The 25950-nt window shown below is 66.6% G+C and carries 24 protein-coding genes; 15 read left to right on the plus strand and 9 right to left on the minus strand.

Features of this window, described 5'->3' with window-relative positions:
* From C7R54_RS11360 to C7R54_RS11395, 8 genes are all read left to right on the plus strand, one after another.
* Positions 1–816 (plus strand): ABC transporter permease subunit, encoded by an 816-nt coding sequence (locus C7R54_RS11360; RefSeq protein ID WP_129150564.1) that lies wholly within the window; start codon positions 1–3, stop codon positions 814–816.
* Entirely contained in the window at positions 816–1679 is an 864-nt protein-coding gene (locus C7R54_RS11365; protein ID WP_129151026.1) for an ABC transporter permease, read from the plus strand. The genes C7R54_RS11360 and C7R54_RS11365 overlap by 1 nt, the downstream gene beginning before the upstream one ends.
* A complete protein-coding gene (locus C7R54_RS11370) occupies positions 1676–2668 on the plus strand; it encodes an ABC transporter ATP-binding protein (RefSeq protein ID WP_129150565.1) in 993 nt (330 codons plus the stop codon). Before C7R54_RS11365 ends, C7R54_RS11370 begins: the two co-directional genes overlap by 4 nt.
* Before the next feature lie 113 nt (positions 2669–2781).
* Positions 2782–3609, plus strand: coding sequence for a phosphodiesterase (locus C7R54_RS11375; protein ID WP_129150566.1), 828 nt, complete (start codon positions 2782–2784; stop codon positions 3607–3609).
* A gap of 116 nt (positions 3610–3725) precedes the next feature.
* The gene (locus C7R54_RS11380; protein ID WP_129150567.1) at positions 3726–4775 is read left to right on the plus strand and encodes an ABC transporter ATP-binding protein; all 1050 of its coding nucleotides are present in this window, start codon (positions 3726–3728) and stop codon (positions 4773–4775) included.
* A gap of 110 nt (positions 4776–4885) precedes the next feature.
* Entirely contained in the window at positions 4886–6181 is a 1296-nt protein-coding gene (locus tag C7R54_RS11385; RefSeq protein WP_129150568.1) for an ABC transporter substrate-binding protein, read from the plus strand.
* A 35-nt stretch (positions 6182–6216) separates the two neighbouring features.
* The gene (locus tag C7R54_RS11390) at positions 6217–7092 is read left to right on the plus strand and encodes a carbohydrate ABC transporter permease (RefSeq protein ID WP_129150569.1); all 876 of its coding nucleotides are present in this window, start codon (positions 6217–6219) and stop codon (positions 7090–7092) included.
* Positions 7089–7931 carry a carbohydrate ABC transporter permease gene (locus C7R54_RS11395; RefSeq protein ID WP_129150570.1) on the plus strand — a complete coding sequence of 281 codons (843 nt, stop codon included), beginning with the start codon at positions 7089–7091 and terminating at the stop codon, positions 7929–7931. The genes C7R54_RS11390 and C7R54_RS11395 overlap by 4 nt, the downstream gene beginning before the upstream one ends.
* Before the next feature lie 170 nt (positions 7932–8101).
* Here the strand turns inward: C7R54_RS11395 and leuA are convergent, their stop codons facing one another.
* Positions 8102–9817, minus strand: coding sequence for a 2-isopropylmalate synthase (gene leuA, locus C7R54_RS11400; protein WP_129150571.1), 1716 nt, complete (start codon positions 9815–9817; stop codon positions 8102–8104).
* 446 nt (positions 9818–10263) lie between these two features.
* The gene (locus tag C7R54_RS11405) at positions 10264–10863 is read right to left on the minus strand and encodes a TetR/AcrR family transcriptional regulator (RefSeq protein WP_129150572.1); all 600 of its coding nucleotides are present in this window, start codon (positions 10861–10863) and stop codon (positions 10264–10266) included.
* A gap of 76 nt (positions 10864–10939) precedes the next feature.
* On the opposite strand from C7R54_RS11405, the gene C7R54_RS11410 reads away from it, so the two are divergent.
* The gene (locus tag C7R54_RS11410; RefSeq protein ID WP_129150573.1) at positions 10940–11689 is read left to right on the plus strand and encodes an SDR family NAD(P)-dependent oxidoreductase; all 750 of its coding nucleotides are present in this window, start codon (positions 10940–10942) and stop codon (positions 11687–11689) included.
* Positions 11690–11924: 235 nt separating this feature from the next.
* Here the strand turns inward: C7R54_RS11410 and C7R54_RS11415 are convergent, their stop codons facing one another.
* Positions 11925–12623 carry a hypothetical protein gene (locus C7R54_RS11415; RefSeq protein WP_129150574.1) on the minus strand — a complete coding sequence of 233 codons (699 nt, stop codon included), beginning with the start codon at positions 12621–12623 and terminating at the stop codon, positions 11925–11927.
* A 63-nt stretch (positions 12624–12686) separates the two neighbouring features.
* On the opposite strand from C7R54_RS11415, the gene rpoN reads away from it, so the two are divergent.
* Both rpoN and C7R54_RS11425 read left to right on the plus strand, forming a co-directional pair.
* Entirely contained in the window at positions 12687–14108 is a 1422-nt protein-coding gene (rpoN, locus tag C7R54_RS11420; protein ID WP_129150575.1) for an RNA polymerase factor sigma-54, read from the plus strand.
* Positions 14109–14250: 142 nt separating this feature from the next.
* On the plus strand, positions 14251–14544 hold the full coding sequence (locus C7R54_RS11425) for a (2Fe-2S)-binding protein (protein ID WP_129150576.1): 294 nt from the start codon (positions 14251–14253) through the stop codon (positions 14542–14544).
* Here C7R54_RS11425 and C7R54_RS11430 read toward each other — a convergent pair.
* Positions 14499–15413 carry a LysR substrate-binding domain-containing protein gene (locus C7R54_RS11430; RefSeq protein ID WP_129150577.1) on the minus strand — a complete coding sequence of 305 codons (915 nt, stop codon included), beginning with the start codon at positions 15411–15413 and terminating at the stop codon, positions 14499–14501. The two genes, C7R54_RS11425 and C7R54_RS11430, sit on opposite strands and share 46 nt — an antisense overlap.
* Positions 15414–15653: 240 nt before the next feature.
* Here C7R54_RS11430 and C7R54_RS11435 point away from each other — a divergent pair, with 240 nt between their 5' ends.
* Entirely contained in the window at positions 15654–16529 is an 876-nt protein-coding gene (locus tag C7R54_RS11435) for a DMT family transporter (RefSeq protein WP_129151027.1), read from the plus strand.
* 165 nt (positions 16530–16694) lie between these two features.
* Positions 16695–17171: a bacterioferritin gene (bfr, locus tag C7R54_RS11440; RefSeq protein WP_129150578.1), complete on the plus strand. Its 477-nt coding sequence runs from the start codon at positions 16695–16697 to the stop codon at positions 17169–17171.
* 164 nt (positions 17172–17335) lie between these two features.
* Here bfr and C7R54_RS11445 read toward each other — a convergent pair whose 3' ends face one another.
* The 5 genes from C7R54_RS11445 to C7R54_RS11465 all read right to left on the minus strand — a co-directional run bounded on the left by C7R54_RS11445 (position 17336) and on the right by C7R54_RS11465 (position 22898).
* A complete protein-coding gene (locus tag C7R54_RS11445; RefSeq protein ID WP_129150579.1) occupies positions 17336–18124 on the minus strand; it encodes a hypothetical protein in 789 nt (262 codons plus the stop codon).
* A 180-nt stretch (positions 18125–18304) separates the two neighbouring features.
* A complete protein-coding gene (locus C7R54_RS11450; protein WP_129150580.1) occupies positions 18305–19006 on the minus strand; it encodes a hypothetical protein in 702 nt (233 codons plus the stop codon).
* Positions 19007–19042: 36 nt separating this feature from the next.
* The gene (locus tag C7R54_RS11455) at positions 19043–20656 is read right to left on the minus strand and encodes a peptide chain release factor 3 (protein WP_129150581.1); all 1614 of its coding nucleotides are present in this window, start codon (positions 20654–20656) and stop codon (positions 19043–19045) included.
* 37 nt (positions 20657–20693) lie between these two features.
* Positions 20694–21323, minus strand: a complete 630-nt coding sequence (locus C7R54_RS11460; RefSeq protein ID WP_129150582.1) for a LysE family translocator — start codon at positions 21321–21323, stop codon at positions 20694–20696.
* 6 nt (positions 21324–21329) lie between these two features.
* Entirely contained in the window at positions 21330–22898 is a 1569-nt protein-coding gene (locus C7R54_RS11465) for a DEAD/DEAH box helicase (protein ID WP_192903642.1), read from the minus strand.
* Between the two features lie 465 nt (positions 22899–23363).
* On the opposite strand from C7R54_RS11465, the gene C7R54_RS11470 reads away from it, so the two are divergent.
* Together C7R54_RS11470 and C7R54_RS11475 are read left to right on the plus strand one after the other, a co-directional pair.
* Entirely contained in the window at positions 23364–24968 is a 1605-nt protein-coding gene (locus C7R54_RS11470; protein ID WP_129150583.1) for a YdgA family protein, read from the plus strand.
* Positions 24969–25204: 236 nt separating this feature from the next.
* On the plus strand, positions 25205–25891 hold the full coding sequence (locus tag C7R54_RS11475) for an HAD family hydrolase (protein WP_129150584.1): 687 nt from the start codon (positions 25205–25207) through the stop codon (positions 25889–25891).
* Positions 25892–25950 lie beyond the last annotated feature (59 nt).

The following is a 25950-nucleotide window of genomic DNA, read 5'->3' on the forward strand; positions in this document are numbered from 1 at the left end:
ATGAGCGGTCGCGGCTGGATCGGATTCGCGGCGCCGGCCGCGGCGCTCTTCGTGGCTTTCTGGCTGCTGCCCATGGCGCGTCTGGCGCTGATGGGCCTGGACGGCCGGGACGGGGCGTCGGCGTACTGGGTCGTGCTGACGCACGCGCAGTACTGGCGCAGCATGTTGAACACGGCGCTGTTGTCGCTGGCGGCAACGTTGGCCACGCTGGCGATCGCCTTGCCGGTCGGTCGCTTTCTCGCGCATCATCCGCGCTTCTTCGGACGCGGCCTGCTGGTGGGATTGCTGATGTTTCCCCTGGCGTTCCCGGGCGTGGTCGTGGGCTTCCTGGTCATCCTGGTGGCGGGCCGCCAGGGCTTGCTGGCCAGCATCACGCGCGCCCTGACCGGCACGCCGTGGGTGTTCGCCTACGGCATGGCGGGCCTGTTCGTGGGCTACCTGTATTTCTCCTTGCCGCGCACCATAGGCATGGTGACGGCCGCCGCGCAGCAGTTGGACCAGGGCTTGCTGGAAGCGGCCCGCACACTGGGCGCCAGCGCGCCGCGGCGGTTCGTCGATATCGAATTGCCGGCCTTGGCGCCGGCGCTGATGGCGGCCGGGGCCATGTGCTTCGCCACCAGCATGGGAGCGTTCGGCACGGTCTTCACGCTGGGAACGCAGATCGATGTGTTGCCGGTGACCATCTACAACGAGTTCACCAATTACGCCAATATCCCCGTGGCCGCCGCGTTGTCGGTGGTGCTGGGCCTGGTGACGTGGGCCGTCCTCTACGCGGCGCATTCCCTGGGCGGCGCGCGCGCCGGCGCGGGGGCATGATGGCTCCATCTTCTTCTCCCTCTTCTAGACCCGCGGCGCGGGCAGCGCTGCCCGGCGACAAACTGGCGTTCCGCCTCGGCCTGGCCGCCACCCTGGCGGTGGCGGCGTTCCTGATCGGCCCCGTGGTCCTGTCGGTGCTGGCGGGTCTCACCAGCAACTATTTCGTCGGCCTGTCCAGTGGCCTGACGCTGCGTTGGGTGGCGCAGGTCTGGGACCTGTATGCGTCCACCATCTGGCGGTCGTTGCTGGTCGCGGCCATGACGCTGGCGGTCTGCCTGCTGGCCGGCGTGCCGGCCGCCTGGGCGCTGACGCTCAAGCGCGGCCGCGTGGCGCGCGCGTTCGAGGAATTGCTGACGCTGCCGGTGGCCGTGCCCGGCCTGGCGACGGCGCTGGCGCTGATCGTGTCCTGGGGCACGGCCGGCGGCCTGCGCGGCAGCGTGATGTTCATCGTCATCGGGCACGTGCTTTTCACATTGCCTTTCATGGTGCGGTCGGCGGCGGCGAGCATGGCCATGGGCGGGTTGGCGGCCCTGGACGAGGCCGCCGCCACGCTGGGCGCCGCGCGTCTGCATCGCTTTCTGCATATCGTCGTGCCCAATGCCGCCCCCGGCATACTCACCGGCGCCTTGACCGTGCTCACGCTGTCGGTCGGCGAGTTCAACCTGACCTGGCTGCTGCACACCCCGTTGACGCAGACCTTGCCCGTAGGCCTGGCCGACAGCTATGCGTCGATGCGGCTGGAGGTGGCGTCGGCCTACACCCTGGTCTTCCTGCTCATGCTGATGCCGCTGCTGCTGGGCCTGCAATGGCTCGCCGCGCGCGCCACCGGCGAACGCCGGGCTTCCCCGAAGGATTCCCCATGAAGCACCCCGTCACCATCACGCTGGAGCACTGCGCCAAGACCTGGCCCGACGGCAGCCGCGCCTTGCATCCCGTGGACCTGCGCATCGAAGGCGGCCGCACCCTCGCCTTGCTGGGGCCGTCCGGCTGCGGCAAGACCACGCTGCTGCGCTTGATCTGCGGGCTGGAGGGCGCGGATGCCGGATCGCGCATCTACTTCGATGACGAAGACGTCAGCGGACAGCCGCCGGAAGCGCGCGGCGTGGGCGTGGTGTTCCAGAACTACGCCCTCTTTCCCAACATGACCGTGGCGCAGAACGTGGCCTATGGCCTGCGCATCCGCAAATGGCGCAAGCCCGAGCAGCAAGAGCGCGTGCGCCATATGCTGAGCCTGGTGCGCATGGAGGCCCTGGCCGATCGCCGCATCGCGCAATTGTCCGGCGGCCAGCGCCAGCGCGTGGCGCTGGCGCGCGCCCTGGCCATCGAACCGCGCGTGCTGCTGCTGGACGAACCGCTTACGGCGCTGGACGCCAAGCTGCGCGAGCACCTGCGGGTGGAGCTGGCGCAAATGCTGCGCTCGCTGCACATCACCACCGTCATCGTCACGCACGACCAGGACGAGGCCATGATGCTGGGCGACCGCATCGCCGTCATGTCCGCCGGCCGCCTGGAGCAGGTGGGCGACGCCGAAACGCTGTACCGGCAGCCCGCCACGCCGTTCGTCGGCGAATTCCTGGGCACCCTGTGCAGGGTGCGCGCGCGCCTGGAGCATGGCGTGGTGACGGACGGCGGCGAAATCGTGGCCTTTCGTCCGCATGAGATCGAGTTGCTGCCCGCGCTGCCGGCGGCGGCGCATGCCCGCATCACGTCGCGCTTTTTCCTCGGCGCCACCTTGCGCCTGCAACTGGAGCTGGAAGACGGCCAGGCGTTTCCGGTCGTCCTGTCCGCCGACAGTCCTCACCGCGTGGGCGATTCGGTGTCCTTGCGCCTGACCCGCCCCCTGCCTGCCTGATGTCCGCCCTTGTCGGAACGGCATTCGTTTTCTTTTCCCGCGGCGTCCGCCCGTAGTTGAACTCCATTGCACCCCTGTTCGCACCCCGTCGCACCGCATCCACCAGGATTCCCATGCTGATCGCCCAGATTACCGACCTGCACATCCGCCTGCCCGGCCAGAAGGCCTATCGCGTCGTCGAGACCGACGCCTACCTGCCCCCCGCCGTACAGGCCTTGAACCGCCTGGATCCCGCGCCCGACCTGGTGGTGGTCAGCGGCGACCTGACCGATTTCGGCAGGCCCGCCGAGTACGCCCACCTGAAGAAGATGCTGGACGCCCTGCGCATGCCCTATGTGCTGCTGCCAGGCAACCATGACGACCGCGACATGTTGCGGGAAGTGTTTGACGATCATCCCTATCTCGCCGGCGCCGATACCGACGGCTTCATGCAATACGCGGTGGAGGATTTTCCCGTACGCGTGCTGGCGCTGGACACGGTGGTGCCGCGCCAGAGCCACGGGTCGCTCTGCGAGCGGCGCCTGGCCTGGCTGGCGGACCGGCTGGGCGAGCAGCCGGAGCGCCCCACCGTGATCGTCATGCACCACCCTCCGTTCGAGACCGGCATCGGCCACATGGACGCCATCGGCCTGCTGGAGGGCGGCGAAGGACTGGCCGACGTCGTCAGCCGCCACCGCAACGTCGAACGCATCCTGTGCGGCCATTTGCACCGCACCATTTTTCGCCGCTACGCCGGCACCATCGCGTCCACCTGCCCCAGTCCCGCGCACCAGATCGCCCTGGACCTGCGGCCCGACGGCCCGTCGGCCTTCGTCATGGAGCCGCCCGGCTTCCAGCTGCACGAATGGCGTAACGGCGCGCTCGTCAGTCATGTGGCCGTCATCGGCGACTATGCCGGACCCTATCCTTTCCATGAAGGCGGCGCCTTGATCGACGAGTGACCCGACAAGCGACGCCGCAAGGGCGATGCCATGATTTCGTCATGTTCGCACCGCAAAATGAAAAGGATTTCATTTGCCCGCACAATAGCCATGGAAAATAACCAGAGCGAGGGGACATGGCCGCGATAGTTCTGGACAACCTGACCAAGCAGTACGCCGACGCGGCGGCCATCAGCAATGTGGCCTTTACCGTGCCGGCGGGCAGCTTCACTGTCCTGCTGGGCCCGTCGGGCTGCGGCAAGTCCACCACGCTGCGCATGATCGCCGGACTGGACACGCCCACTTCCGGCCGCATCCACATCGGCGGCCGCGATGTCACCGACCTGCCGCCGGCCAAGCGCCGCGTGGCGATGGTTTTCCAGTCGTATGCCTTGTTTCCGCACCTGTCGGTGCGCGAGAACATCCTGTTCGGGCTCAAGGTTCGCAAGGAGCCGGCCGCCGACTACGCCCGCCGGCTGGACCGCGTCGCCGGCCTGCTGGGCCTGGGCCATTTGCTGGATCGCAAGCCGTCCCAGCTGTCGGGCGGCCAGCAGCAGCGCGTGGCCCTCGGACGCGCGGTCATTTCCGAAGCCCCGGTCTGCCTGATGGACGAGCCTCTTTCCAATCTGGACGCACAGTTGCGCCATGAGATGCGCCGTGAAATCCGCGCCCTGCAACAGCAGCTGAACATCACCATGGTGTACGTCACGCATGACCAGACCGAGGCCATGAGCATGGCCGACCAGGTGGTGCTGCTGCGCAATGGCGTCATCGAGCAGTGCGACACGCCGGATCGCCTGTACGCGCGTCCCGCCACCGAATTCGCCGCGCGCTTCATCGGCACGCCGCCGATGAACCTGGTCACGCTGGACAGCGTGGCGGGCGCCCTGGTGCCCGCCGGCACCGGCGGTCCGGCGGTGGCCGACGCGCCCGCCGGCGCGCGCAAGCTGGGCGTGCGTCCCGAGCACATACGCCTGGCCGGGCAGGGCCACGCCGCCGTCGTGGAGGGTGTCGAATACTTCGGCGCCGATTCCATCGTGACCTGCGGCATAGGCACCAGCGGCGGCATCGCGGTGCGGGTCACCGGCCATCTGCGCGCCGCGCCGGGCGATGTCCTGCATCTGCAATGGGATGCGCGGCATCACCACTTTTTCGACGCCGGCGCCATGGCGCTGGCGGCGGCTTGAAAACCGCGCCCTTTCCGCCTCCGCAGTCCCGTCGTGCTCCGTCCGTTGTTCCGATTCTTGTCCCGATTGCCGTGTTTCCGATTGTCGTCTACTAGCGAGATCCTTCCATCATGCGACGCACCGTATTGAAAAGCCTGGCCGCCATGATCGCCGGCGCCTTCCTGTCCCTGCCTGCCCACGCCCAGAACAAGCCGGTCGAGGTGGAGTTCTACTACCCGGTCGCCGTGGGCGGTCCCATTACCAAGATCATCGACACCATGGTGTCGGATTTCGAAAAGGAAAACGCCGGCATCAAGATCAAGCCGGTATATGCCGGCTCGTACCAGGACTCCATCGCCAAGGCGCTGACCGCGCTCAAGGGCGGCAACCCGCCGCAGCTGGCCGTGCTGTTGTCGACCGACATGTTCACGCTCATCGACGAAGACGCCATCGTTCCCATCGACGGCCTGGCCAAGGACGACGCCGGCAAGAAGTGGCTGGGCGGTTTCTACGATGCGTTCATGCAGAACAGCCGCACCGGCGGCCATGTCTGGGGCGTGCCCTTCCAGCGCTCCACCATCGTCATGTACTACAACAAGGCGATGTTCAAGGAGGCCGGCCTGGACCCGGAACACCCGCCGGCCAACTGGCAGGAACTGGTCGACTTTTCCAAGAAGCTGACCAAGAAGGACGCGGCCGGCAATGTGACGCAATGGGGGCTGGAAATCCCCTCGGGCGGCAGCTTCGCCTATTGGCTGTTCCAGGCGCTGACCACGCCCAATGACGCCATCCTGATGAACGAAGCCGGCAACCAGGTGATGCTGGACAAGCCCGCCGTGGTCGAGGCCGCGCAGTTCTGGCGCGACCTGGCCGCCAAGCACGGCGTCATGCCCACCGGCACCATCGACTGGGGCACGACGCCCAAGGACTTCCTGGAGAAGAAGGCCGCCATCATCTGGACGACCACCGGCAACCTGACCAACATCCGCGCCAACGCCAGCTTCCCCTTCGGCGTGGCGATGATGCCCAAGCAGAAGCGCGGCGGCAGCCCCACCGGCGGCGGCAACTTCTACATCTTCAAGAGCGCCACGCCCGCGCAGCAGGAAGCCGCGCTGAAGTTCGCGCGCTGGGCCACGTCGCCGGAACGCGCGGCCGACTGGAGCATCGCCACCGGCTACGTGGCCGTCACGCCCGCCGCCTGGCAGACCGACAAGATGAAGAAGTACGCGCAGGAGGTGCCCGCCGCGGCGGTGGCGCGCGACCAGTTGGACGTCAGCGTGGCGGAGTTCTCCACGCATGAGAACCAGCGCGTGACCAAGGTGCTGAACGACGCCTTGCAGGCGGCCCTGACCGGCGCCAAGACGCCGCAGCAGGCGCTGACCGACGCCCAGCGAGAAGCGGACCGCATCCTGCGTTCCTACAAGTAAGCCCGCGGGCCGGCGATCACGGGAGTCCACGGACGATGAACAGGACCTTGAACACGGTCTATGCCTGGCTGCTGTTGCTGCCGGCCATGGTCCTGCTCGTCGCGTTCACGCACTACCCCGCGCTGGCGACGCTTTGGCACAGCTTCTTTTCCACGCCCAAGGGTCGCCGGCCGGCGGTGTTCGTCGGCCTGGAAAACTACCAGGTCATGTTGCAGGACCCCGTGTTCTGGCGCGCGCTGGTGAACAACCTGTGGTTCGCATTGGGCACGGTGCCGGTGGCGGTCGGCATCGCCCTGCTCATGGCCCTGTGGGTCAACCGCGGGTTGGCCGGGCGCGGTTTCCTGCGCATGTCGTATTTCACGCCTACTGTCCTGCCCATGGTGGCCGTGGCCAACATCTGGCTGTTTTTCTACACGCCGCAATACGGCCTGCTGGCGCAAGCCCTGCAACTGTTCGGCTGGTCCGGTCCGAACTGGCTGGGCAACCGCGAAACGGCGCTGCCCGCGCTGATGATCGTATCGGTGTGGAAGGAAGCCGGCTTCTTCATGATCTTCTACCTGGCGGCGCTGCAAGGCGTGTCGCCGTCCCTGCGCGAGGCGGCGATGCTGGAAGGCGCCTCGCGCTGGCAGTATTTCCGCCGCGTGTTGTGGCCGCTGCTCATGCCGACCACGCTGTTCGTCCTGATCAACGCCCTGATCAACGCCTTCCGCCTGATCGACCATGTGGTGGTGATGACGCATGGCGGCCCGGACAACGCCAGCACGCTGCTGCTGTTCTACATCTACCAGGTCGGCTTCAGCTTCTGGGACACGGCGTATGCCGCGACGCTGACCGTGGTGTTGCTGGTGGTGCTGGGCGTCATCGCCGCGATCAAGTTCCGCTGGCTGGACAAGAGGACGCACTATCAATGAACGCCGGTGTGAAAGCCCTCGCCCGCGCCCCTCGGCAACCCGGCGCCTGGCTCGATACCCTAGGGGCCTGGCTGCTGGGCATCATCTGGATCCTGCCCCTGCTGTATGCGGTGTGGGCGGCCGTGCATCCGCCGGCCTACGCGACGCGGTTCGACCTGCTCGCGCCCTGGACGCTGGACAACTTCGTCCGGGCCTGGGAAGCCGCGCCATTCCCTCGCTATTACCTAAACACCTTCATGCTGGTGACCATGGTGCTGGTCGCGCAGCTGATCCTGTCGACCATGGCCGGCTATGCCTTCGCGCGCCTGGAATTCCGGGGCCGCGAATGGCTTTTCCTGCTGGTGCTGCTGCAATTGATGGTGATGCCCGATGTCCTCATCGTGGAGAACTATCGCACCATGAGCTGGCTGGGCGTGCGCGATACGGTGTTCGCCATCGCCTTGCCTTATTTCGCGTCGGCCTTCGGCATTTTCCTGCTGCGCCAGACCTTCAAGACCATTCCGCGCGAACTGGAGGAAGCCGCGCGGGTGGAGGGCGCCAGCGCCTTGCAGGTCTTGCTCAAGGTCTACGTGCCGCTCGGCAAGCCGACCTATATCGCCTATGGCCTGGTGTCGGTCAGCTACCACTGGAACAACTTCCTGTGGCCCTTGATCATCACCAACTCGGTCGAGGCGCGCCCGTTGACCGTGGGCTTGCAGGTTTTCTCGTCAACCGACCAGGGCATAGACTGGTCGGTCATCACCGCCGCCACCCTGCTCTCGGCGGCGCCGCTGCTGGTCGCCTTCCTGCTGTTCCAGCGGCAGTTCGTGCAATCCTTCCTGCGCGCCGGCATACGCTGAACCTGCCGCCCGGCAGCGCGGGCCATGCAAAGGGGCCGCGGCCGCGGATAAAGCGGCAGCGGCCCCTGCGCCATCCCGGCCGCGCGGGATCGATCCGCGCGGGGGACGAGAGCCCGGCACGGCCCCGGTCGAGGAGGCCGTGCCAGGAAAAGGACTTCGGGAAATCCGTGTCAGGCCGATACGGCCTCGTCGGCCGGAACCTCGACCTGGCCCGGATTGGCGGCCATGTGGCGGTTCACCGCGCTGAGCAGCGCGTGGAAGGACGCGGTGACGATATCGCGGTCGATGCCGACGCCGAAACCCGTCGGCGCATCGCCCACGCGCACTTCCACGTAGCTGGCGGCGCGCGTATCGGCGCCCGCGCCTATGGCGTGCTCGTGGTAGTCCATGACCTTGACCGGCAGGCCCAGCGCGGCCACGAACGCGGAGATCGCGCCATTGCCCTCGCCGACGATGGTGCGGCGCTCGCCGTTCACCTCGACGTCTGCCTCGACCCGGAAATCACGGCCTTCGCCCGCGGCGGGATCGCCCACGATGCGGTGGCGGATCAGCTTCCAGGGGGTGTGCAGTTCCAGGTACTCCTGCTTGAAGATGCCGTAGACGGCATCGGCGGTGACTTCGCTGCCCGTTTCATCCGTGACACGCTGGATGGCGCGGCTGAATTCGATTTGCAGGCGGCGCGGCAGGGCCAGGCCGTGTTCCTGTTCGAGCAGGTAGGACACGCCGCCCTTGCCCGACTGGCTGTTCACGCGGATGACCGCGTCATAGCTGCGGCCGAGATCGGCCGGGTCGATGGGCAGGTAGGGCACTTCCCAGACGGCGTCGGCCTGCTGTTGCGCGAAGCCCTTCTTGATGGCGTCCTGGTGCGAGCCGGAGAACGCGGTGAAGACCAGGTCGCCGGCATAGGGATGGCGCGGGTGCACGGGCAACTGGTTGCAGTACTCGGCGCAACGGCGCACTTCGTCGATGTCCGAGAAGTCCAGGCCGGGGTGCACGCCCTGCGTGTAGAGGTTCAATGCCAGGGTCACCAGGTCCACGTTGCCGGTGCGTTCGCCGCTGCCGAACAGGCAGCCTTCGATGCGGTCGGCGCCGGCCATGACGGCGAACTCGGCGGCCGCCACGGCGGTGCCGCGGTCATTGTGCGGGTGCACGCTCAGCACGATGCTGTCGCGGCGAGCGAGGTTCTTGTGCATCCACTCGATCTGGTCGGCGTACAGGTTGGGCGAAGTCGCTTCGATGGTGGCCGGCAGGTTGAGGATCATCTTGTTGTCCGGCGTCGGCTGCCAGATGTCGGCGACGGCGTTGGACACCTCCAGCGCGAATTCCGGCTCGGTGGTGCTGAAGACTTCCGGCGAGTACTCGTAGCCCCATTGCGTCTGCGGGTACTTCGCCATCGCCTGCTTGACCAGGGCGGTGCCGGTGGTCGCGATGCCCTTGATCTGTTCGCGCGTCATGTTGAACACGACTTTACGGAAGGCCGGCGCAACGGCGTTGTACAGGTGGATGATGGCGCGATGGGCGCCGGCGGCCGCTTCGGCGGTGCGCGTGATCAGGTCCTCGCGGGACTGCGTCAGCACGATGATGGTGACGTCCCGCGGGATGCGCTTTTCGTCGATCAGCTTGCGCACGAAATCGAAGTCGGTCTGCGACGCCGATGGGAAGCCGACCTCGATTTCCTTGAAGCCGATCTTCACCAGCTGTTCGAAGAAACGCACCTTGCGCTCCACGCTCATCGGCTCGATCAGGGACTGGTTGCCGTCGCGCAGGTCGGTACTCATCCAGATCGGCGGCTGCGTGATACGGCGGCTGGGCCAGGTGCGTTCGGAGAAATCCTTGGCGAACGGGACGAAGGGTACGTACTTGGTGGCGGGGTTGGCGAGCATCATGGTCAGGGCACCTTTGCGGGTGGTCGCGGTTCGCGGCGCTGCCGGATCGGTGCTCGGGCCACGGCATGGGGCGGCCTGCATGAGCTTCCTGGACGGCGGCGCCGGTATCAACCGGCGAATACTAAAGACGAAAAAAGACGAGGAGAAGACGTGGTGGCGCGTGGGGCTGCCGAACTGCCACGGGACGCTAGGCCCGGCAACCGATCGATAGGTTTAGCGCTAGCGATAGCGCGCGCACGGCCAGTAGATTGCCGCGGGCGGACTGGGGGGCCGACACAGCCGCAAGGCTGGTGGTCAGGGAGGAATCAGCGCGCAGGCCGACCGCCGGGGCGCTGTTGCGTCCGGTAGTCATCGCGAAGGAAGTGCGCGTGTAGGCCATGGCTGATCAATGAGGTAAGCCGTTAGTCAAACATAAAATCAGGCCGGGCGCAAGTCCGCCTGATCGCTCAGCGTGCCCCGACGCCGTCGAGGAACAAACCGGCCAAGTGCGCGATGCGCGATTTCGACGCGTCGCCTTGCTCGGCGGCGAGGGAGATCGCCATGACTACGCATAGCAGATCCTCGGGGGACACGTCTTTGCGCACGGAGCCCGCATCCTGCGCACGCTGGAGCAATCGGCGCCCTTCTTCGGTCCCCGCGAGGCAGCCGGGCGTGCCGGACTGCAGCACCGCCCCCAGCAATACGGCCAGGCCACGATAGTGGCTGGCGTGCGCGGCGAGTTCTTCGATGAAGAGGCGCAAGGAAACGTCCGGTTCCAGCGTGTCGTCTCGCGCACGGCTTGCCTCGGCGAGCGCCAGGAGGCGCTCATCGCTTATCGCGGCGAGCAGCGCATCGCGCGTGGGGAAGCGGCGGTAGAGCGTCCCGATGCCCACCTTGGCGCGCTTTGCGATCTCGTCGAGGGAGGCATCCGCGCCGCGTTCCAGGAACACTTCGTTCGCCGCCGCGAGGATGCGCTGGCGGTTACGCGCGGCGTCGGCGCGTAAGGGGGCTTCGGGGGCTTCGGGTGCCTCGGGCGCTTCGTCGGCGACAGGAGATTTGTTTTTCATTTTCGTCTTTGCTTGATAAGCGGAGTATTGCTCCATATACTAAGTGGAGCAATTCTCCACTTTTAAGAGGGCACGTATGGCAAAGCGATTTGAAGGCAAGGTTGTGGCGATCACCGGCGGCAGCGAGGGCATCGGCCTAGCGACCGCCAAGCTGTTCGCCGCCGAAGGCGCGCAGGTTTATGTCACCGGCCGCAGGCAGGATCGGCTGGACGAGGCCGTGCGGGAGATCGGCGGCGGTGCCGTTGGCGTGCAGGGAGATGCGTCGAATCTCGCCGACCTCGACCGGCTCTATGCACGCATCGAGCACGACCACGGCAAGCTCGATGTGGTTTTCGCCAACGCCGGCATTGGCGAGATCGAGCCCCGCCCGCTGGGCACGATTACCGAGGAAAGCTTCGACCTCCTTTTCGGCCTGAACGTGCGCGGGCTGCTGTTCACTGTACAAAAGGCGCTGCCGCTGATGGCGGCGGGCAGCACGGTCATCCTCAACGGCTCGGTTGCCGGCAGTAAAGGCTTTGCCGGCCAGTCGCTATACAACGCCAGCAAGGCGGCGGTGCGCTCCTTCGCGCGCACCTGGACGGCGGATCTGAAAGATCGCGGCATCCGCGTGAACGTCGTCGCGCCGGGCGGCACGGAAACGCGCCTGATGCGTGGCTATCTGGAAGCGCATCCTGGCTTCGAAGACATGCTGAGGCAGGCCATCCCGCTTGAGCGTTTGGGCGTGCCGGAGGAGATCGGGCGCGCCGTGCTGTTCCTCGCTTCCAGCGAAAGCAGCTACATCGCAGGCGTGGAACTCCACGTGGACGGCGGCTCGATCGCTGTTTAAGCCTCGATCTCGCGGCGTTTCCCTGGATGGATGCTGGCGCGTAGGCGTAAGCCATACTGTCGCGGCATGGAAAAAGCCCCGGCGCGATGCGCCGGGGCTTTGGCGCGATGTCGCGCAGCCACCGCGTGAGCGTTCGCTCCGTCGGCAGTATTTTCGGGCGCGTCGGCATCAACTGCCGGCAAGGCGGCAGACGATTTCCCCGCCGTCGTCAGCGTCTTGCTGGACGCCGTGCCGCCTATTTCGCCGGTCCGATGCGGGGTTCGACCTGGCGGTCGCGCGGCAGGCGGTCGTCCAGCACAGGATCCTGGCGCTCGGCGGCGCGGTAGTCGCGCGCGCCCGTGCGGGGCGCCCGGTCCCCCAGGACCGGCACATCCGCGCGTTGCGGCGTCGGGCCGGCGCCGGGCAAGGGCGGCAGCCCCAGCAGGGCCTCCTGTTCGCGCACCATGGCAATCTTCTCGATACGCCCGCTGCGCGTCTCGCTGAGGACGCGTTGCAGATCGCCAACGGTAAAGGGTTCTTCCCGGCCGCCCCAGCACCAGCGCACCACGTCGACGGTCTCGTCGGAAAGCTGCGGCACCAGGTCGGCGAAAGTGTCGGCCGGCACCACGCGGGCACGGCCGGCGTAGATATTGCCCCGCAGCCAGCCGCGCACGACGAAAAAGACGATCAGCAGCCAGATCGCCGCCACGCCCCACCACAAATAGGGGTTGATCCGGTTCAACAAGTCTATGCTTTGCTGCCCCAGCGGCTGCAGGGCCCCATAATTGATGGTCTTGCCGAAGTCGGTGATCTGGCCGGCCCCATAGAGCCAGATGGCGGCTGCCACTATGATGACGATGGCCCGGAGCACCAGGCGGGGGGAAGCCAGTCTGAGCAAGGTCTGACGGATCAGACGGCAGTCCTGACGGATGCGATCGGGCGAGGTCGGATTCATGCAAAATATTGTACCTATGAGTCCGCACCTATTTATCGCACGGCATCGCCTAGAAACATTTTTATGACGCGGCACAGCCTCGAACTTCGCCCCGGTCAGCATTTGACGCTGACACCGCAACTGCAGCAGTCCATCCGGATGCTGCAATTGTCGACGCTCGACCTGGAAGCCGAGATTTCCCAGGCCCTGGCGGAGAACCCCTTGCTGGAGCGGGATGAGGACCTGCGGCCGGACGAGACCGATCCCAATCGCGAGGCCTCGGCCCAGGACGATGATCCCGCGCCCGACCGCGAGACGCCGCTGGACGAAATGCCCGGCTCGAAGGGCGTGTACAACGACGAGGACAGCGACCTGCCCGAGGCGGCACGGCCGGACACGCTGCGCGAGCACCTGCTCGGCCAGCTGGCCTTGACGCGAGCCAGCGCGCGCGATGTCGCCTTGACGGCATTGTTGATCGACGAACTCGACGAGAACGGCTATCTCGGTTCCCCGCTGGAGGAAATCCTGCAATGGCTGCCGCCGGAGGCCGAAGCCGATCTCGATGAATTGCGCGCCGCGCAGCGGCTTTTGCAGTCTTTCGACCCGCCCGGCATCGGCGCCCGCGATATGGCGGAATGCCTGGCGCTGCAACTGCGTCATCCCGACATCACCCGCCTGCCGGAGGCCGCCGGCCCGGCCGTGCTGGCCTGTGCCCGGGAAATCTGCGCCCACCATCTGCCGCTGCTGGCGGCCGGCAATCCGGCGCGCCTGCGCGAAGCCCTGCATTGCGACGACGCAACGCTGCGCGCCGCGCGCGCGCTCATCCTCAAGCTCGACCCGCGGCCGGGCCGGGCATGGACGGTGGGGGCGGCGGATTACGCCGTGCCCGACGTCATCGTCCGCAAGACGCGCAAGGGCTGGCATGTGGTGCTGAACAGCGCCGCCATGCCGCGCCTGCGGATCAACGGCCTGTATGCCCAGATGCTGGGCAACCAGCGCGAATCGAACCATGCCGGCCTGCACGCCCAGTTGCAACAGGCGCGCTGGATGATACGCAACGTCGAACAGCGCTTCGACACCATCCTGCGCGTATCCCAGGCCATCGTGAACCACCAGGCGGCCTTCTTCAGCCAGGGGCCGTCCGCGATGCGCCCCTTGATACTGAAGGACATCGCCGGCGAATTGGGCCTGCACGAATCGACCATTTCGCGGGCGACGACGCAGAAATTCATGCTGACGCCCTTCGGCACGCTGGAGCTCAAGCATTTCTTCGGCGCCGGCGTCGCGACGGAGACAGGCGACTCGGCGTCCGCCACCGCGGTCCAGGCCCATATCCGCCGGATGGTATCCGAGGAGAACCGGGCCAAGCCGCTGTCGGACAACCAGCTCATGCAGAAACTGGCTGAAGAAGGCATCGTCATTGCGCGCCGTACCGTGGCCAAGTACCGCGAAGCCCTGCGCATCGCACCGGCGGCGGTGCGCAAGGCCCAGGCCGCGCTGGGCTAGGGCGCGGCGGGCGGTGTGATGGTGCGGCGGTGTGGCGGAATGCGCACACCGCGGCCAGGGTGCAAGCCGCCCCCGTTTATTCTCCGAACGTCCCCGTTTTTGCCGCTTGCATGATCGAGAATAAGCATCAATAATTATTCTCATGTACATTTGCGTATGTAATGCGATCACCGAGCGTCAGGTCCGTTCCTGTGTGGATGCGGGCGCGACGACGCTGGATGACCTGGAATTCGAGCTGGGCGTGGCCTCGTGCTGCGGCTCGTGCGCGGCCACCGCGGCGGAATACCTGCCGGGCGGGCGCTGCTCCAGCGTATGCCAGGTGCAATCGGTCGCGGTTCCCACCCGCGCGCGCGGCTTGTCCGACACGGTGCCGCTGGCCGAACAAGGCGGTCAGGCCGCCAATTCCTTCCCCATTCCGGTCGTCGCCGCCGCGTAATCGCTGCCCGCGCCGCGCGGCTGGCCGCGACGATCGGCATCGCACAATCCCCGCATCAATTCCGCCAGTTCGCGCGCCGCGTCGCCCGCGGACGGCTCCAGTATGAGCGCCATCTCGCACTCGGCGATTTCCGGAAGGCCGGCGTCGAGTATCCGCATGTCCGGGCTGAGCGTCAGCGCGTCGACCAGCGCGACGCCCAACCCGCCCGCCAGCGCGGCGCGGATCCCCATGAGGTTCTGGCTTTCGTAGGCAATGCGCCAGCGCCGGCCATCCCGTTCCAGCGCGTGGATGGCCCGGTTTCGATACAGGCAGCCCTGCGGCCGGCTGACGAGCGACAGCGGCGCCAGGCAGGGCTCGGGCGCCGCCGCGCCGGTCACCCACAGCAGTCGTTCCCGCCATGCAGCCATGCAGGGGCCGCTATCCGGCTCGCGCTTGAGAAGGACCACATCGAGGTCTCCCTGCTGCAGCGCCTGCCCCAGGTTGGCGCTGAGGTCGCAGCGCACGCTCAGGCGCACATCGGGACGGGTGCGCGCGAAAGCGGCCAATGCCCGCGTCAGTGATTCGACCGCGAAGTCGTCCGGCAGGCCCAGCCGCACCACCTGCGCGGGGGCGCCTCCGCCCACCGCATCCTGCATTTCGGCCGACAGCGCCAACATGCGCCGGGCGTAACCCAGTAAGCGCTCACCCTCGGCGGTGAGGCGGATTTGCCTGCCTTCACGCGTGAAGAGTACGCAGCCAAGGCGGTCTTCCAGCTTGCGTATTTGCTGGCTGACCGTCGACTGGGTGCGGTGGACGCGCTCTCCGGCTCGGGTGAAGCCTCCGGCATCGACAACGGAGGTGAAACTGCGCAGCAGGTCGAGATCGGGCATGTCGGGAGTCCATCGATTTTTCAAATACTGTCGATGGAAATAAGGAATTTGTCAATGAAAGGCCGGGCTCGCACAATGGACGCCTTGGTCCGCCATGGATCAGTCTCGCCCCGCGCCGGCCCGTCCGGCCGGCGCATTGTGGAGGAACGCATGAAAACCCCGGCCGGCCCGTCGGTGCCGCTCGTTTATTCGCACGCATCGGAGCAGGCCCCGCCGCGACAAGCCGCGGCCGGCGCCCGCATGGCCTGGGGACCCGTGGCGCTGTTCTGCCTGTTGTGGAGCTCGGCGTTCGCCGGCGCCAAATTCGGCCTGCGCGACTGTCCGCCCTTGACCTTGCTGACCATCCGCTTTTTCCTCGCCGCCGTCGCGCTGCTGGCGCTGGCGGCCTGGAAAGGGAGCCTGCGCTTGCCGGGCTGGCGCGAACTGGGCCTGCTCGCGCTGCTGGGCATCCTGAACAATGCGCTGTACCTGGGCTTGAGCTGGATGGGCATGCTTACCGTGTCGTCCGCATTCACGGCGGTGTTGATCAGCACCAACCCGCTGCTGATCGGCGTGCTTGCCGGCCCGGTGCTGGGCGAGCGCTTGACCGGACGCAAGCTGGCCGGCTTGCTGCTGGGCCTGGCCGGCGTGGCGCTGGTGCTGCGCTCGCGCCTGGGCGGCATGCACGAGGATCCCCATGGCGTGTGGCTGGTGGCCGGCGGCCTGGTGGCGCTGGTCGCGGCCACGCTGTTGTACAAGCGTCATCCGCCGGCCAGCGGACTGTGGCTGTCGACGGGTGTGCAGGCGCTGGCGGGCGCGTTGGCATTGTTGCCCTTCGCGCTGCTGCGCGAGGGCGGCCAACCGATCGCGTGGACGGCGAATCTGTTCTGGAGCCTTGCCTATATGGTTCTCGCCGTCTCGGTCGGCGGTTATGGACTCTGGTTCCATATTCTCCGACGTTCGACCGCGACCGCGGCCAGCGCGCTGCATTTCCTGATGCCGCCACTCGGGCTGTTATTCGGTTGGTTGACACTGGGCGAACACGTTGCGGCGATGGACCTGGTGGGTATCCTGCCGATCGCCGCCGGTATCTGGCTGGCGACGCGCGAGCCCATGAATAAGGGACTTTCCCGCTGATTTCAGGGGTTGGCGCCAGCGCTCATGATCCAGATTCATTCTCATTTTCTTCTTGCTTCAGTTTTCCGATAGCGGTCGCAAAGCGATTTACTACGTGCAGGCAAAGGGGTATCCGTGACGCGGCGCCGATGGTAGTCTCCCGGAAATCGAAGCAAGGAGTTCATCATGAAAGGCGATAAAACCGTCATACAGTTTCTCAACAAGCAGTTGACCAACGAGTTGACGGCGATCAATCAGTATTTCCTGCATGCCCGCATGCTGCGCCACTGGGGCCTGAACAAGTTGGGCAAGCACGAGTACGAAGAGTCGATCGGCGAAATGAAGCATGCCGATCGCCTGATCGAACGCATCTTCATGCTCGACGGCCTGCCCAATCTGCAAGACCTGCACAAGCTGCTGATCGGCGAGGACGTTCCGGAATTGCTGGCCTGTGACTTGAAGCTGGAAACCGCGGCGCAGGCCACGGTCAAGGACGCCATCGCCTACTGCGAGTCGGTGCGCGACTACGTTTCGCGCGATCTGTTCCAGGACATCCTGGACGACACCGAGGAACACATCGATTACCTGGAAACGCAGATCGGCCTGATCGACCAGGTGGGCTTGCAGAACTACCTGCAAAGCCAGATGGAAGTCGAAAGCTGATCCCTGCGCCGTACGCGGCGGGATGACCGTCGCGCCGCAACCGGGCATAACGCCATCCACGGATGGCGTTTTTCTTGCCCGCTTGCGTGGATGCCGCTTGCCTGGATGCCGCGTGCCTGCACACCGGCTTGCGTCGCGCGTGGCATGCGCATTCATTGCACGGGTCATTCCACCTTGCGCGGACATTCGCGCATCGTGCCCCACGCCTGGTTGGGCCCGCAGTACCTGTTGCGCGCGGCCCATGCGCAGGTGGGGCGTTGGAAGAAACCGCGTGAGGCGCATTGCGACAGCTCATGCCTGAGCGCATCCCGCCAGTCCGGCGGCGTCGTTGCGAGTGACGGTGTTTCGACGGCCACGAGCCGGACGTCGGGCAGGGGCGTGCGTTCCAGGACCGTCCGTTCCATGACCGCGCCAGGCACGCCGGGTCCGGCCGCGGCGACGAGATGTGGCGTGTCCACGGCGCGCGGCGAGGTCGGCACGACGACCACCTTGCCCGAGGGCATGTCCATGGTCTGGAGCGCTGTCTGCGGGATGACGTCGTCCGCCGCGTGCAGTTGCGGGTAGGCTGCGTCGGCGTTCATTCCGGCGGTCCGCGCGGCCAGGATTTCGGCGGCAATGCGGCGTGCCTGAGACAGGTCGACGCCGCGCCGCGAAATCTGCACCAGCGGATCGTGCGGACCGTTGAACAGCGAGGCTTGCCGGCTTACATGCCAGTTTGGCGGCGCGGGCCTCTCGGGCACGCCCATCGTGCCGTCCACCAACGGTTGCGGTGGCCAGGACAGCAGCGGTTCGCCATGCTCGTCGCGGGGCAAGGGCTGCGCCAAGGCCGTGGTTTCATTGGTGGGCGACGAGCCGGGCGCATACGCCACGAGCCAGTCGCCGAATTGAATGCCACCCCACGCCGAGGCGCAGAGCGCCACCAACAGCGTGGCGAACAGGGCTCGCCAGGACATTTCCAACCTTCCGCGCCGGCGGCGGCAGGCACGATACGGTCATGGCCCGACGGCGTCGACGACGCGCCAATAGCTAGGATGGAAAAATCTTGCCACCGCCACGGGCGGGGCCGTGAGTAATGTCCTGTAAGGGAAAACGCGCCGGTGATCGGCGCGTCGTACTTGTTGGACCTTGCTCAGTTACTGGACCTTGCTCGGGCACTCCGGGATCGTGCCCCAGGCCTGGTTGGGACCGCAGTATTTATTGCGGGCATTCCAGGAGCAGGTGGGACGATCGAAGAAGCCCATCGATGCGCATTGGGACAGTTCGCGCTTGAGCGCATCCTGCCAGCCCTTGGCGGCCGGGCTGTTGTTCGCCATGGCCTGTTGCTGGCGCGGCGTAGGCATGTCGATGGCCTGAACCATGGTCGACTGCGTGACGTTGCGCGATGCCTGGATCTGCGCGTATTGCTGCGCCGCCTGCTGGGTCTGCGCCTGCTGCGTGGCCAGGTCCAGCGTGCTGATGTCGTTGGGTCCGCTGGGCAGCGGCACGTTGGTCTCGGACGCGATCTGGCGCGCCTGGTCCATGGTGATGGTGTCGCGGGAAATCTGCACCAGCGGATCGTGCACGGTGTCGAACAGGGATGCGGTGCCGATCTGCCAATCGGTGTCCGCGGGCTTCTCGGGCACGCCCAGCGTGCCGTCCACGCGTGGTTGCGGCGGCTGGGCCAGATAGGGTCGGCCGTTCGCATCCAGGATGGCTTCGTCCGCGCCGCCATTCTGGCCGGGTGCTGGCGCGGCAGGGGGCGCATGGGCCACCAGCCAGTCGCCGAACTGGATGCCGCCCCACGCCGCGGCGCCCAGCGCTACAAGCAGTGTTGCGAACAATACTCGCCAAGACATTCCTAACCTCTCGGGTCTTTGGGGACGGTAATCGTATCAGGCCTGGACTTTGTCGCCGAAGACACGGCCCCCATGCTCACGCATGGCATGGAATTTCACATCTGGATATAACTCTTCCGCCACTCGTAACTGCGCGGGCGAGCTTACCAAAAAGGCCGCCGCATCCACCACATCATAGGCGATGTGGGCGGCATTGGCATCCATGAACTTGCGCAGCGCCTTGGGGTCTTCCGACGTAATCCAACGCGCCATGGTGTAACGCGAAGGCATCAGGCGGGCATCGGCGTTGTACTCGGCCTTCAGGCGATGGGCCACCACTTCGAACTGCAGCTGGCCGACCGCGCCCAGCAGCATGGCGCCACCCGCCGCCACCGGACGGAACACCTGGATGGCGCCCTCCTCGCCCAGCTGTACCAGGCCCGTGCGCAACTGCTTGGTGCGCAGCGGATCCTTCACTTCCACGGCCTGGAACAGTTCAGGCGCGAAGAAGGGCAGGCCGGTGAACTGCAGCTGTTCGCCTTCCGTCAGCACGTCGCCCAGTTGCAGGACGCCATGGTTGGGGATGCCGATCACGTCCCCCGCATAGGCCTCGTCGAGCAGCTCGCGGCGTTGCGAGAGGAAGGACACCACGTTGTTCGGCCGCATTTCCTTGTTGGTGCGGCTGACCTTCAAGCGCATGCCGCGCTCGAAGCGGCCGGAGCAGACCCGCACGAAGGCCACGCGGTCGCGGTGCGCCGGGTCCATGTTCGCCTGCACCTTGAAGACCACGCCGCTGAAGCGGGGCTCGTCGGGCTGGACCTCGCGTTGCAGCGACTGGCGCGGGCCGGGGCGCGGCGCCATGTCCACCAGCGCGTCCAGGACTTCCTGCACGCCGAAGTTGTTGATGGCCGAGCCGAAGAACACCGGCGTCTGGCGGCCTGCCAGGAACTCGGCCTCGTCGTAGGGCGGCGAAGCTTCGTTGATGAGGGCGATTTCGCCATTGGCCTGTTCGAAGGCGCTGCCGAAGCGCTGGGCGATTTCCGGGTTGCCCAGGCCCTGGATGAACTCGTCGTCGCCGCCGCGGCGCTCCTGGCCCGGACGGAACAGGCGCATGCGGTCCTGGCGGATGTCGAACACGCCGCCGAAGGCCTTGCCCATGCCCACCGGCCAGGAGAAGGGCACGGTGTCCATGCCCAGGTGCGATTCGATCTCCGACAGCAGGTCCAGCGGCTCGCGGACTTCGCGGTCCATCTTGTTGATGAAGGTGATGATGGGCGTATTGCGCGCGCGGCAGACCTGCAGCAGGCGCTTGGTCTGCGGCTCCACGCCGTTGGCCGCGTCGATCACCATGAGCGCGGCGTCCACCGCCGTCAGCACTCGATACGTATCTTCCGAGAAGTCCTGGTGCCCCGGGGTGTCGAGCAGGTTGATGACGCAGTCGCGATATTCCATCTGCATCACCGACGAGGCAACCGAGATGCCGCGCTGCTTTTCGATTTCCATCCAGTCGGATGACGCGTGGCGGCTGGCCTTGCGGGCCTTGACGCTGCCGGCGATCTGGATCGCGCCCGCGAACAGCAGGAGCTTTTCGGTCAGCGTGGTCTTGCCCGCGTCCGGGTGGGAAATGATGGCGAAAGTGCGGCGGCGCGCGACTTCTTGTTGGATATTCATCTAGGCATTCACTACGTAGCGTTGCGAGGCGGCCGGCTCAACTGGCGCGGCGGAAGGTCGCCAGGAACAGGCCGGCGGCGATGAAGAGCGAGCCGAATACGCGGTTCATCCAGCGGATATGGCGCGGGCTGCGCAGCAGCCGCAGCACGCGCGCGGCCAGCAGGGTGTAGACCGCCATGGCGACCAGGTCGGTGAAGGCCAGGGTGCCCGCGATGGCGGCGTATTGCGGCGTCAGGGCATGGGCGGGGTCGATGAACTGCGGCACCACGGCCAGCAGGAACACCGTGCCCTTGGGATTGCTGGCGTTGACGAGGAAACCGCGCAGCACGAGGGCGCGCACGGACACGTCCGCCGGATTGCCGGTGTCCACCGAGACCGGCGCGGCGTCGGTGCGGAACTGACGCCAACCGAGGTAGATGAGGTAGGCCACGCCCAGGTACTTGACGATGGCGAAGGCCAGTTCCGACGCGGCGAGCACGGCGCCCAGGCCCACGCCGACAACCACGAACTGGAACAGGATGCCGCTGATCAACCCGACCGTATTCCAGTAGCCGCGCGCAAAACCGTACTTCAGTCCGGAGGACATGGCGGAAATGGCGCCCGCCCCGGGCGAAAACGAAATCGCCCAGGATGCGAGGAAGAAAGTCAGCCAGGAGGAGAGCGTCACGGCTGTTTACTTGGACAGCAAGGCCGGGCGGCGTGCCGCTTCCGGACGACGGCCCAGCCCTGCGGCGGGGCGGTTGTCGCCATGGCTGCGCGCGCCGTCGCGGCTTTCCGCCGGACGTGCCGGCGCCGGGCGACGCGGTTCGCCGGCACCGTTGCCGGCATTGCCGCCACGGCCATCGGCGGCAGCACGGCCCGCGCCGCCGCGCGGCGGCTGGCCGCTGCGGGCGCCCGCGCCGGGACGGCCGTTGGCGCTGCCCTGGCCATTGCCATTGCCGCCGCGCGCGCCGCCGGCCGGGCGGCCATTGCCCTGTTGGCCGCGGCCGCCGCCGTTGGAGGCGCGGCTGCCGTTGCGGCCCGCACCGTTGCGAAAGCCGCGGCTTTCGCGTTCGTCGTCCTCGTCGTCGCGCTCATGCGCCGGCACGCCGGCGGGAGGCGTCCAACCCTGGATTTCCACGCGGTCGATGGGCTTGCGGATCAGTTTCTCGATGGCGCGCAGCAGCTTCACTTCGCTCGGGTCGACCAGCGAAATGGCGGCGCCGGTGGCGCCCGCGCGGCCCGTGCGGCCGATGCGGTGCACGTAGTCCTCGGGCACGTTGGGCAATTCGAAGTTGACCACTTGCGGCAACTGGTCGATGTCCAGGCCGCGCGCGGCGATGTCGGTGGCGACCAGCACGGTCACGCCGCCATCCTTGAAGCCGGCCAGCGCGCGCGTGCGGGCGGCCTGGCTCTTGTTGCCGTGGATGGCGGCGGCGCTCAGGCCGTCCTTCACCAGCTTCTCGGCCAGGCGGTTGGCGCCATGCTTGGTGCGCGTGAACACCAGCACCTGGTGCCAGCCGCTTTCGCGGATGATGTGGCTGATCAGGTCGCGCTTGTGATGCTGGTCGACCAGGTGCACGGTCTGCTTGACCAGTTCGGTGGCGGTGTTGCGCGGCGTGACCGAGACTTCGCCCGGGTCGTTCAACACGCCGCGCGCCAGGGTGCGGATCTCGTCCGAGAACGTGGCCGAGAACAGCAGGTTCTGGCGCTTGGACGGCAGCAGGGCCAGCACCTTGCGGATGTCGCGGATGAAGCCCATGTCCAGCATGCGGTCGGCTTCGTCCAGCACCAGGATCTCGACGCCCGACAGGTCGACCGTCTTCTGGCCGGCATGATCGAGCAGGCGGCCCGGCGTGGCGACCAGGATGTCCAGCGGCTTGCGCAAGGCGCTGATCTGCGGATTGATATTGACGCCGCCGAACATCACCATGGATTTCAGCGCGGTGTATTTACCGTAGGTCTGCACCGATTCCTCGACCTGCGCCGTCAGTTCGCGCGTCGGGGTGAGGATCAGGCAGCGCGGGCGGCCGGGCTTGCGCACGGCGGCGGGCGCCTGCATCAGGCGGTGCAGGATGGGCAGCGTGAAGCCGGCCGTCTTGCCGGTGCCGGTCTGGGCCGCGGCCAGCAGGTCGCCGCCTTGCAGCACTAGCGGAATGGCCTGGGCCTGGATGGGCGTCGGCGCCGTGTAGCCGGTTTCGGCGATGGCGCGCAACAGGGAATCAGCCAGCCCGAGGTCGGCGAAAGTGGTATTGGCAGTCAAGTACAACTCCAGCGGCAGCCTGTCGCTCAAGTTGAGAGACTCCAATCAAGGCGGACGGAAACAGGAGAAAGGGAAGGCCCGGTGGGCCAGTCACGGCGGCGAGCGCCGCGCATGGGATGTGTGCCGATTGGCATTGCACACGGCGGGCATTGTAGCTGAACACCGGGCGGTGCCAGCCTGCGGCGTAGGGTTTCGTCACAGGAAGCGCAGCACGTCAGGGCAGCACGTCAGTTTCACGTTAGGCTGTCCCAGGGCCTGGAAGTTCCCTTTTCCGCGTGCGCCAGGCAGCGGGGACCGCCGTTACGACAACTCCGCGATTTCCCGGATTGACACCAGGGCATCCGACCAGGGTCGATTCGTAGCGTCCTGTAACTGTTTGCTGGGTTTAAGTACGCTTTTGCCCGTGCGGGCGCATTTGTAACTTCTATAATCCCCGGCTCGAATCAACCGGGAAGTGGAAGCCTCATGAAAAAATCACTAGGTGTGGTGGCAGGCGTGGTCGTGGTCGCGGGCGTGGCCTGGGTGGGCGCGTCCTGGTACACCGGCAAGCGCGTCGAAGCCGTGGTGCGCCAGAGCGTGGACGACGGCAATGCCAAGCTGCAGGCGCTCCTGCCGAACGCCAAGATCAAGATCGCGGTGAACGCTCTGGAGCGTCACGTTTTTTCATCCGATATCCAGTACAGCCTGGTGATCGAAGGGGTGACTGTCGAGAAGGACAAGCCCGTGCAGGACGTCGCCTTCCTGCTGCATGACCATGTGGAACATGGCCCCTTCCCGCTGGCGCGCCTGAAGACCGGCGCCCTGGCGCCCGTGATGGCCACCAGCGCGTTCGAGCTGGTCAACAACGACACCGTGAAGCCCTGGTTCGACCTGACCAAGGGCGTGGCGCCGTTCTCCGGCAACGCCACCATCCATTACAGCCGCGATGTCGACGGCAACCTGACGCTCCAGCCGGTGAAAGTCCAGCATGACGACGCCGACCTGGACTTCTCGGGCATGACGCTGCAAGTTGCGACGACCTACGCCACCAAGGCGGCCAAGGTCTCGGGCAATATGGACTCCGTCAGCCTGGACATCAAGGATGCCGAGCAACCGGGCAAGGTACAGGTCTCCGGCCTGGCGCTGAACAGCGACATGCACCAGGGCCAGGCCGGCCTGCAGGTGGGCACCAACCAGTTGGCGGTCAAGCAGATCAGCATCGTGCATGGCACGGATCCGACCATCCTGCTGAATAACTACACGCAGAACGCCGAATTGATCGAAGGCGCCGGCGGCATGTCCGCGCGCGTCATGTACGACGTCGGCATGCTCAACGTGGGTAGCCAGGACATCGCGGGCCTGCGCCTGGGCTTCGGCGCGCGCAACCTGGCGTCCGACGCGGTCAAGACCCTGGTCGAGCTGTATGGCAATGTGTTCTCCCGCACCCTGAAGCAGAAGCCGGGCGATGATCCGGAACAGGCGTTCGACCTGCCGCCCGAAGAGCGCCAGAAGGCGATCGCCGCGGGCAAGGCCTTGCTGGCGGGCAATCCGACGTTCTTCATCGATCCCATCCTGGTCCGCAACGCCAAGGGCGAGTCGCGCTTCAACCTGACGCTGGACCTGGGCGATCCGGGCTCGACGGACCAGCCTGTCGACCAGATGGTCACCAAGCTCCTGCGCAAGCTGGACGCCAAGGTGGTCGTGTCGACGCCGATGGTGACCAGCATCGTCGCGCAGCAGTTGCAGCAGCAGGGCAAGCTGGACGCCGCCACCGCGCAGCGCCAGGCCGAGGCGACTACCCAGGCGTTGGCGCAAATGGCGGTCGCGACCGGCTACCTGAGCAAGGATGGCGACAACGTGGTCGGCACGCTGGGCTATGCCGACAAGGTGGTCGACCTGAACGGCAAGAAGATGCCGCTGGAGGAGTTCGCGATGATGGTCGCCGGCATGGCGATGGGCATGCATCCGGACGAAGGCATGGACGAGGAAGATCCCGATGCCCCGGACGCCGATGAAGGCGACGACGCGGAAGACGCCGCCAAGCCGGGCGCCGGCGCGGTCGTGGTCCCGCCGCCCGCGCGCGCCAAGTAAGCCGACGCGTCCGGCGCGGGCCGGACCGGCGGTAAGGATGAACACGGCCGGGAGCGATCCCGGCCGTTTGCATTTTCGCCGTCCGTGTTTTCTTTCCCCGGGCTGGCCGCGCGGCCGGCCTGCGCCCCGGATTGCGTCACCCGCGGGCGCCGGCGTGCGCCGGCGCCGTTTCAGGTACGCTTCCAGTCTTTCCCATTCCCATTGCAACGGCGGCCGCGCCGTCGTTTGAACGCTTCATGCCTGACTTTCCCTTCCACGCCGTCCTGTTCGATTGCGATGGCGTGCTGGTCGATTCCGAACCGATCACCAACCGCATATTGACCGCCATGCTGGGCGAGATGGGCTGGCGGCTTACGCTGGAAGAGACGCTGCGCATCTTCCTGGGCAAGACGGTGCTCGACGAGGCGCCGCGCATCCAGGCCGAGACCGGCCATCTGATCGATGCGGCATGGATAGAACGCTTCCGCGCGCGCCGCAATGCGGCGCTGGAAGCGGAGTTGCTGCCCGTTCCCGGCGCGCCCGAAGCGGTGCGCGCCGTGCACGCCGCCGTCGACGGCCGCATTGCCGTGGCTTCGGGCGCGGACCGCTACAAGCTGCATCTGCAACTGACCAAGATCGGCCTGCAGGATTGCTTTGGCGAGCACGTCGTCAGCGGGCAGGAACAGGCGCGCAACAAGCCCTGGCCCGACGTCTACCTGGCCGCCGCCCGCACACTGGATGTCGATCCGGCGCGGTGCGCGGTGGTGGAGGATTCGGTCACCGGCGCCCGCGCCGGCGTGGCAGCGGGCGCGACGGTCTTCGGCTACAGCCCCGGCGGCCCCGGACATAGCGATGCCCAGGCCCTGCTCGATGCGGGCGTGGCGCAGGTGCTACGCGACATGCGGGAGCTGCCGTCCGTGCTGGCCGGCTGGCGGGCCCGATAATCAGCTACTTTTATTAGCCGCTTCAAGCTGCTTTTATCAGCCGCTTTATTTAGTCAGCC

The organism is Achromobacter aloeverae (assembly GCF_004121055.1).
Lineage (GTDB): Bacteria > Pseudomonadota > Gammaproteobacteria > Burkholderiales > Burkholderiaceae_B > Bordetella_C > Bordetella_C aloeverae.

What these genes read in the sequence shown, in the direction of transcription:
- C7R54_RS11360 (WP_129150564.1), top strand. Translation starts at nt 1, where the DNA reads ATGAGCGGTCGCGGCTGGATCGGATTCGCGGCGCCGGCCGCGGCGCTC.
- C7R54_RS11365 (WP_129151026.1), top strand. Translation starts at nt 816, where the DNA reads ATGGCTCCATCTTCTTCTCCCTCTTCTAGACCCGCGGCGCGGGCAGCG.
- C7R54_RS11370 (WP_129150565.1), top strand. Translation starts at nt 1,676, where the DNA reads ATGAAGCACCCCGTCACCATCACGCTGGAGCACTGCGCCAAGACCTGG.
- C7R54_RS11375 (WP_129150566.1), top strand. Translation starts at nt 2,782, where the DNA reads ATGCTGATCGCCCAGATTACCGACCTGCACATCCGCCTGCCCGGCCAG.
- C7R54_RS11380 (WP_129150567.1), top strand. Translation starts at nt 3,726, where the DNA reads ATGGCCGCGATAGTTCTGGACAACCTGACCAAGCAGTACGCCGACGCG.
- C7R54_RS11385 (WP_129150568.1), top strand. Translation starts at nt 4,886, where the DNA reads ATGCGACGCACCGTATTGAAAAGCCTGGCCGCCATGATCGCCGGCGCC.
- C7R54_RS11390 (WP_129150569.1), top strand. Translation starts at nt 6,217, where the DNA reads ATGAACAGGACCTTGAACACGGTCTATGCCTGGCTGCTGTTGCTGCCG.
- C7R54_RS11395 (WP_129150570.1), top strand. Translation starts at nt 7,089, where the DNA reads ATGAACGCCGGTGTGAAAGCCCTCGCCCGCGCCCCTCGGCAACCCGGC.
- leuA (WP_129150571.1), bottom strand. Translation starts at nt 9,817, where the DNA reads ATGATGCTCGCCAACCCCGCCACCAAGTACGTACCCTTCGTCCCGTTC.
- C7R54_RS11405 (WP_129150572.1), bottom strand. Translation starts at nt 10,863, where the DNA reads ATGAAAAACAAATCTCCTGTCGCCGACGAAGCGCCCGAGGCACCCGAA.
- C7R54_RS11410 (WP_129150573.1), top strand. Translation starts at nt 10,940, where the DNA reads ATGGCAAAGCGATTTGAAGGCAAGGTTGTGGCGATCACCGGCGGCAGC.
- C7R54_RS11415 (WP_129150574.1), bottom strand. Translation starts at nt 12,623, where the DNA reads ATGAATCCGACCTCGCCCGATCGCATCCGTCAGGACTGCCGTCTGATC.
- rpoN (WP_129150575.1), top strand. Translation starts at nt 12,687, where the DNA reads ATGACGCGGCACAGCCTCGAACTTCGCCCCGGTCAGCATTTGACGCTG.
- C7R54_RS11425 (WP_129150576.1), top strand. Translation starts at nt 14,251, where the DNA reads ATGTACATTTGCGTATGTAATGCGATCACCGAGCGTCAGGTCCGTTCC.
- C7R54_RS11430 (WP_129150577.1), bottom strand. Translation starts at nt 15,413, where the DNA reads ATGCCCGATCTCGACCTGCTGCGCAGTTTCACCTCCGTTGTCGATGCC.
- C7R54_RS11435 (WP_129151027.1), top strand. Translation starts at nt 15,654, where the DNA reads ATGGCCTGGGGACCCGTGGCGCTGTTCTGCCTGTTGTGGAGCTCGGCG.
- bfr (WP_129150578.1), top strand. Translation starts at nt 16,695, where the DNA reads ATGAAAGGCGATAAAACCGTCATACAGTTTCTCAACAAGCAGTTGACC.
- C7R54_RS11445 (WP_129150579.1), bottom strand. Translation starts at nt 18,124, where the DNA reads ATGTCCTGGCGAGCCCTGTTCGCCACGCTGTTGGTGGCGCTCTGCGCC.
- C7R54_RS11450 (WP_129150580.1), bottom strand. Translation starts at nt 19,006, where the DNA reads ATGTCTTGGCGAGTATTGTTCGCAACACTGCTTGTAGCGCTGGGCGCC.
- C7R54_RS11455 (WP_129150581.1), bottom strand. Translation starts at nt 20,656, where the DNA reads ATGAATATCCAACAAGAAGTCGCGCGCCGCCGCACTTTCGCCATCATT.
- C7R54_RS11470 (WP_129150583.1), top strand. Translation starts at nt 23,364, where the DNA reads ATGAAAAAATCACTAGGTGTGGTGGCAGGCGTGGTCGTGGTCGCGGGC.
- C7R54_RS11475 (WP_129150584.1), top strand. Translation starts at nt 25,205, where the DNA reads ATGCCTGACTTTCCCTTCCACGCCGTCCTGTTCGATTGCGATGGCGTG.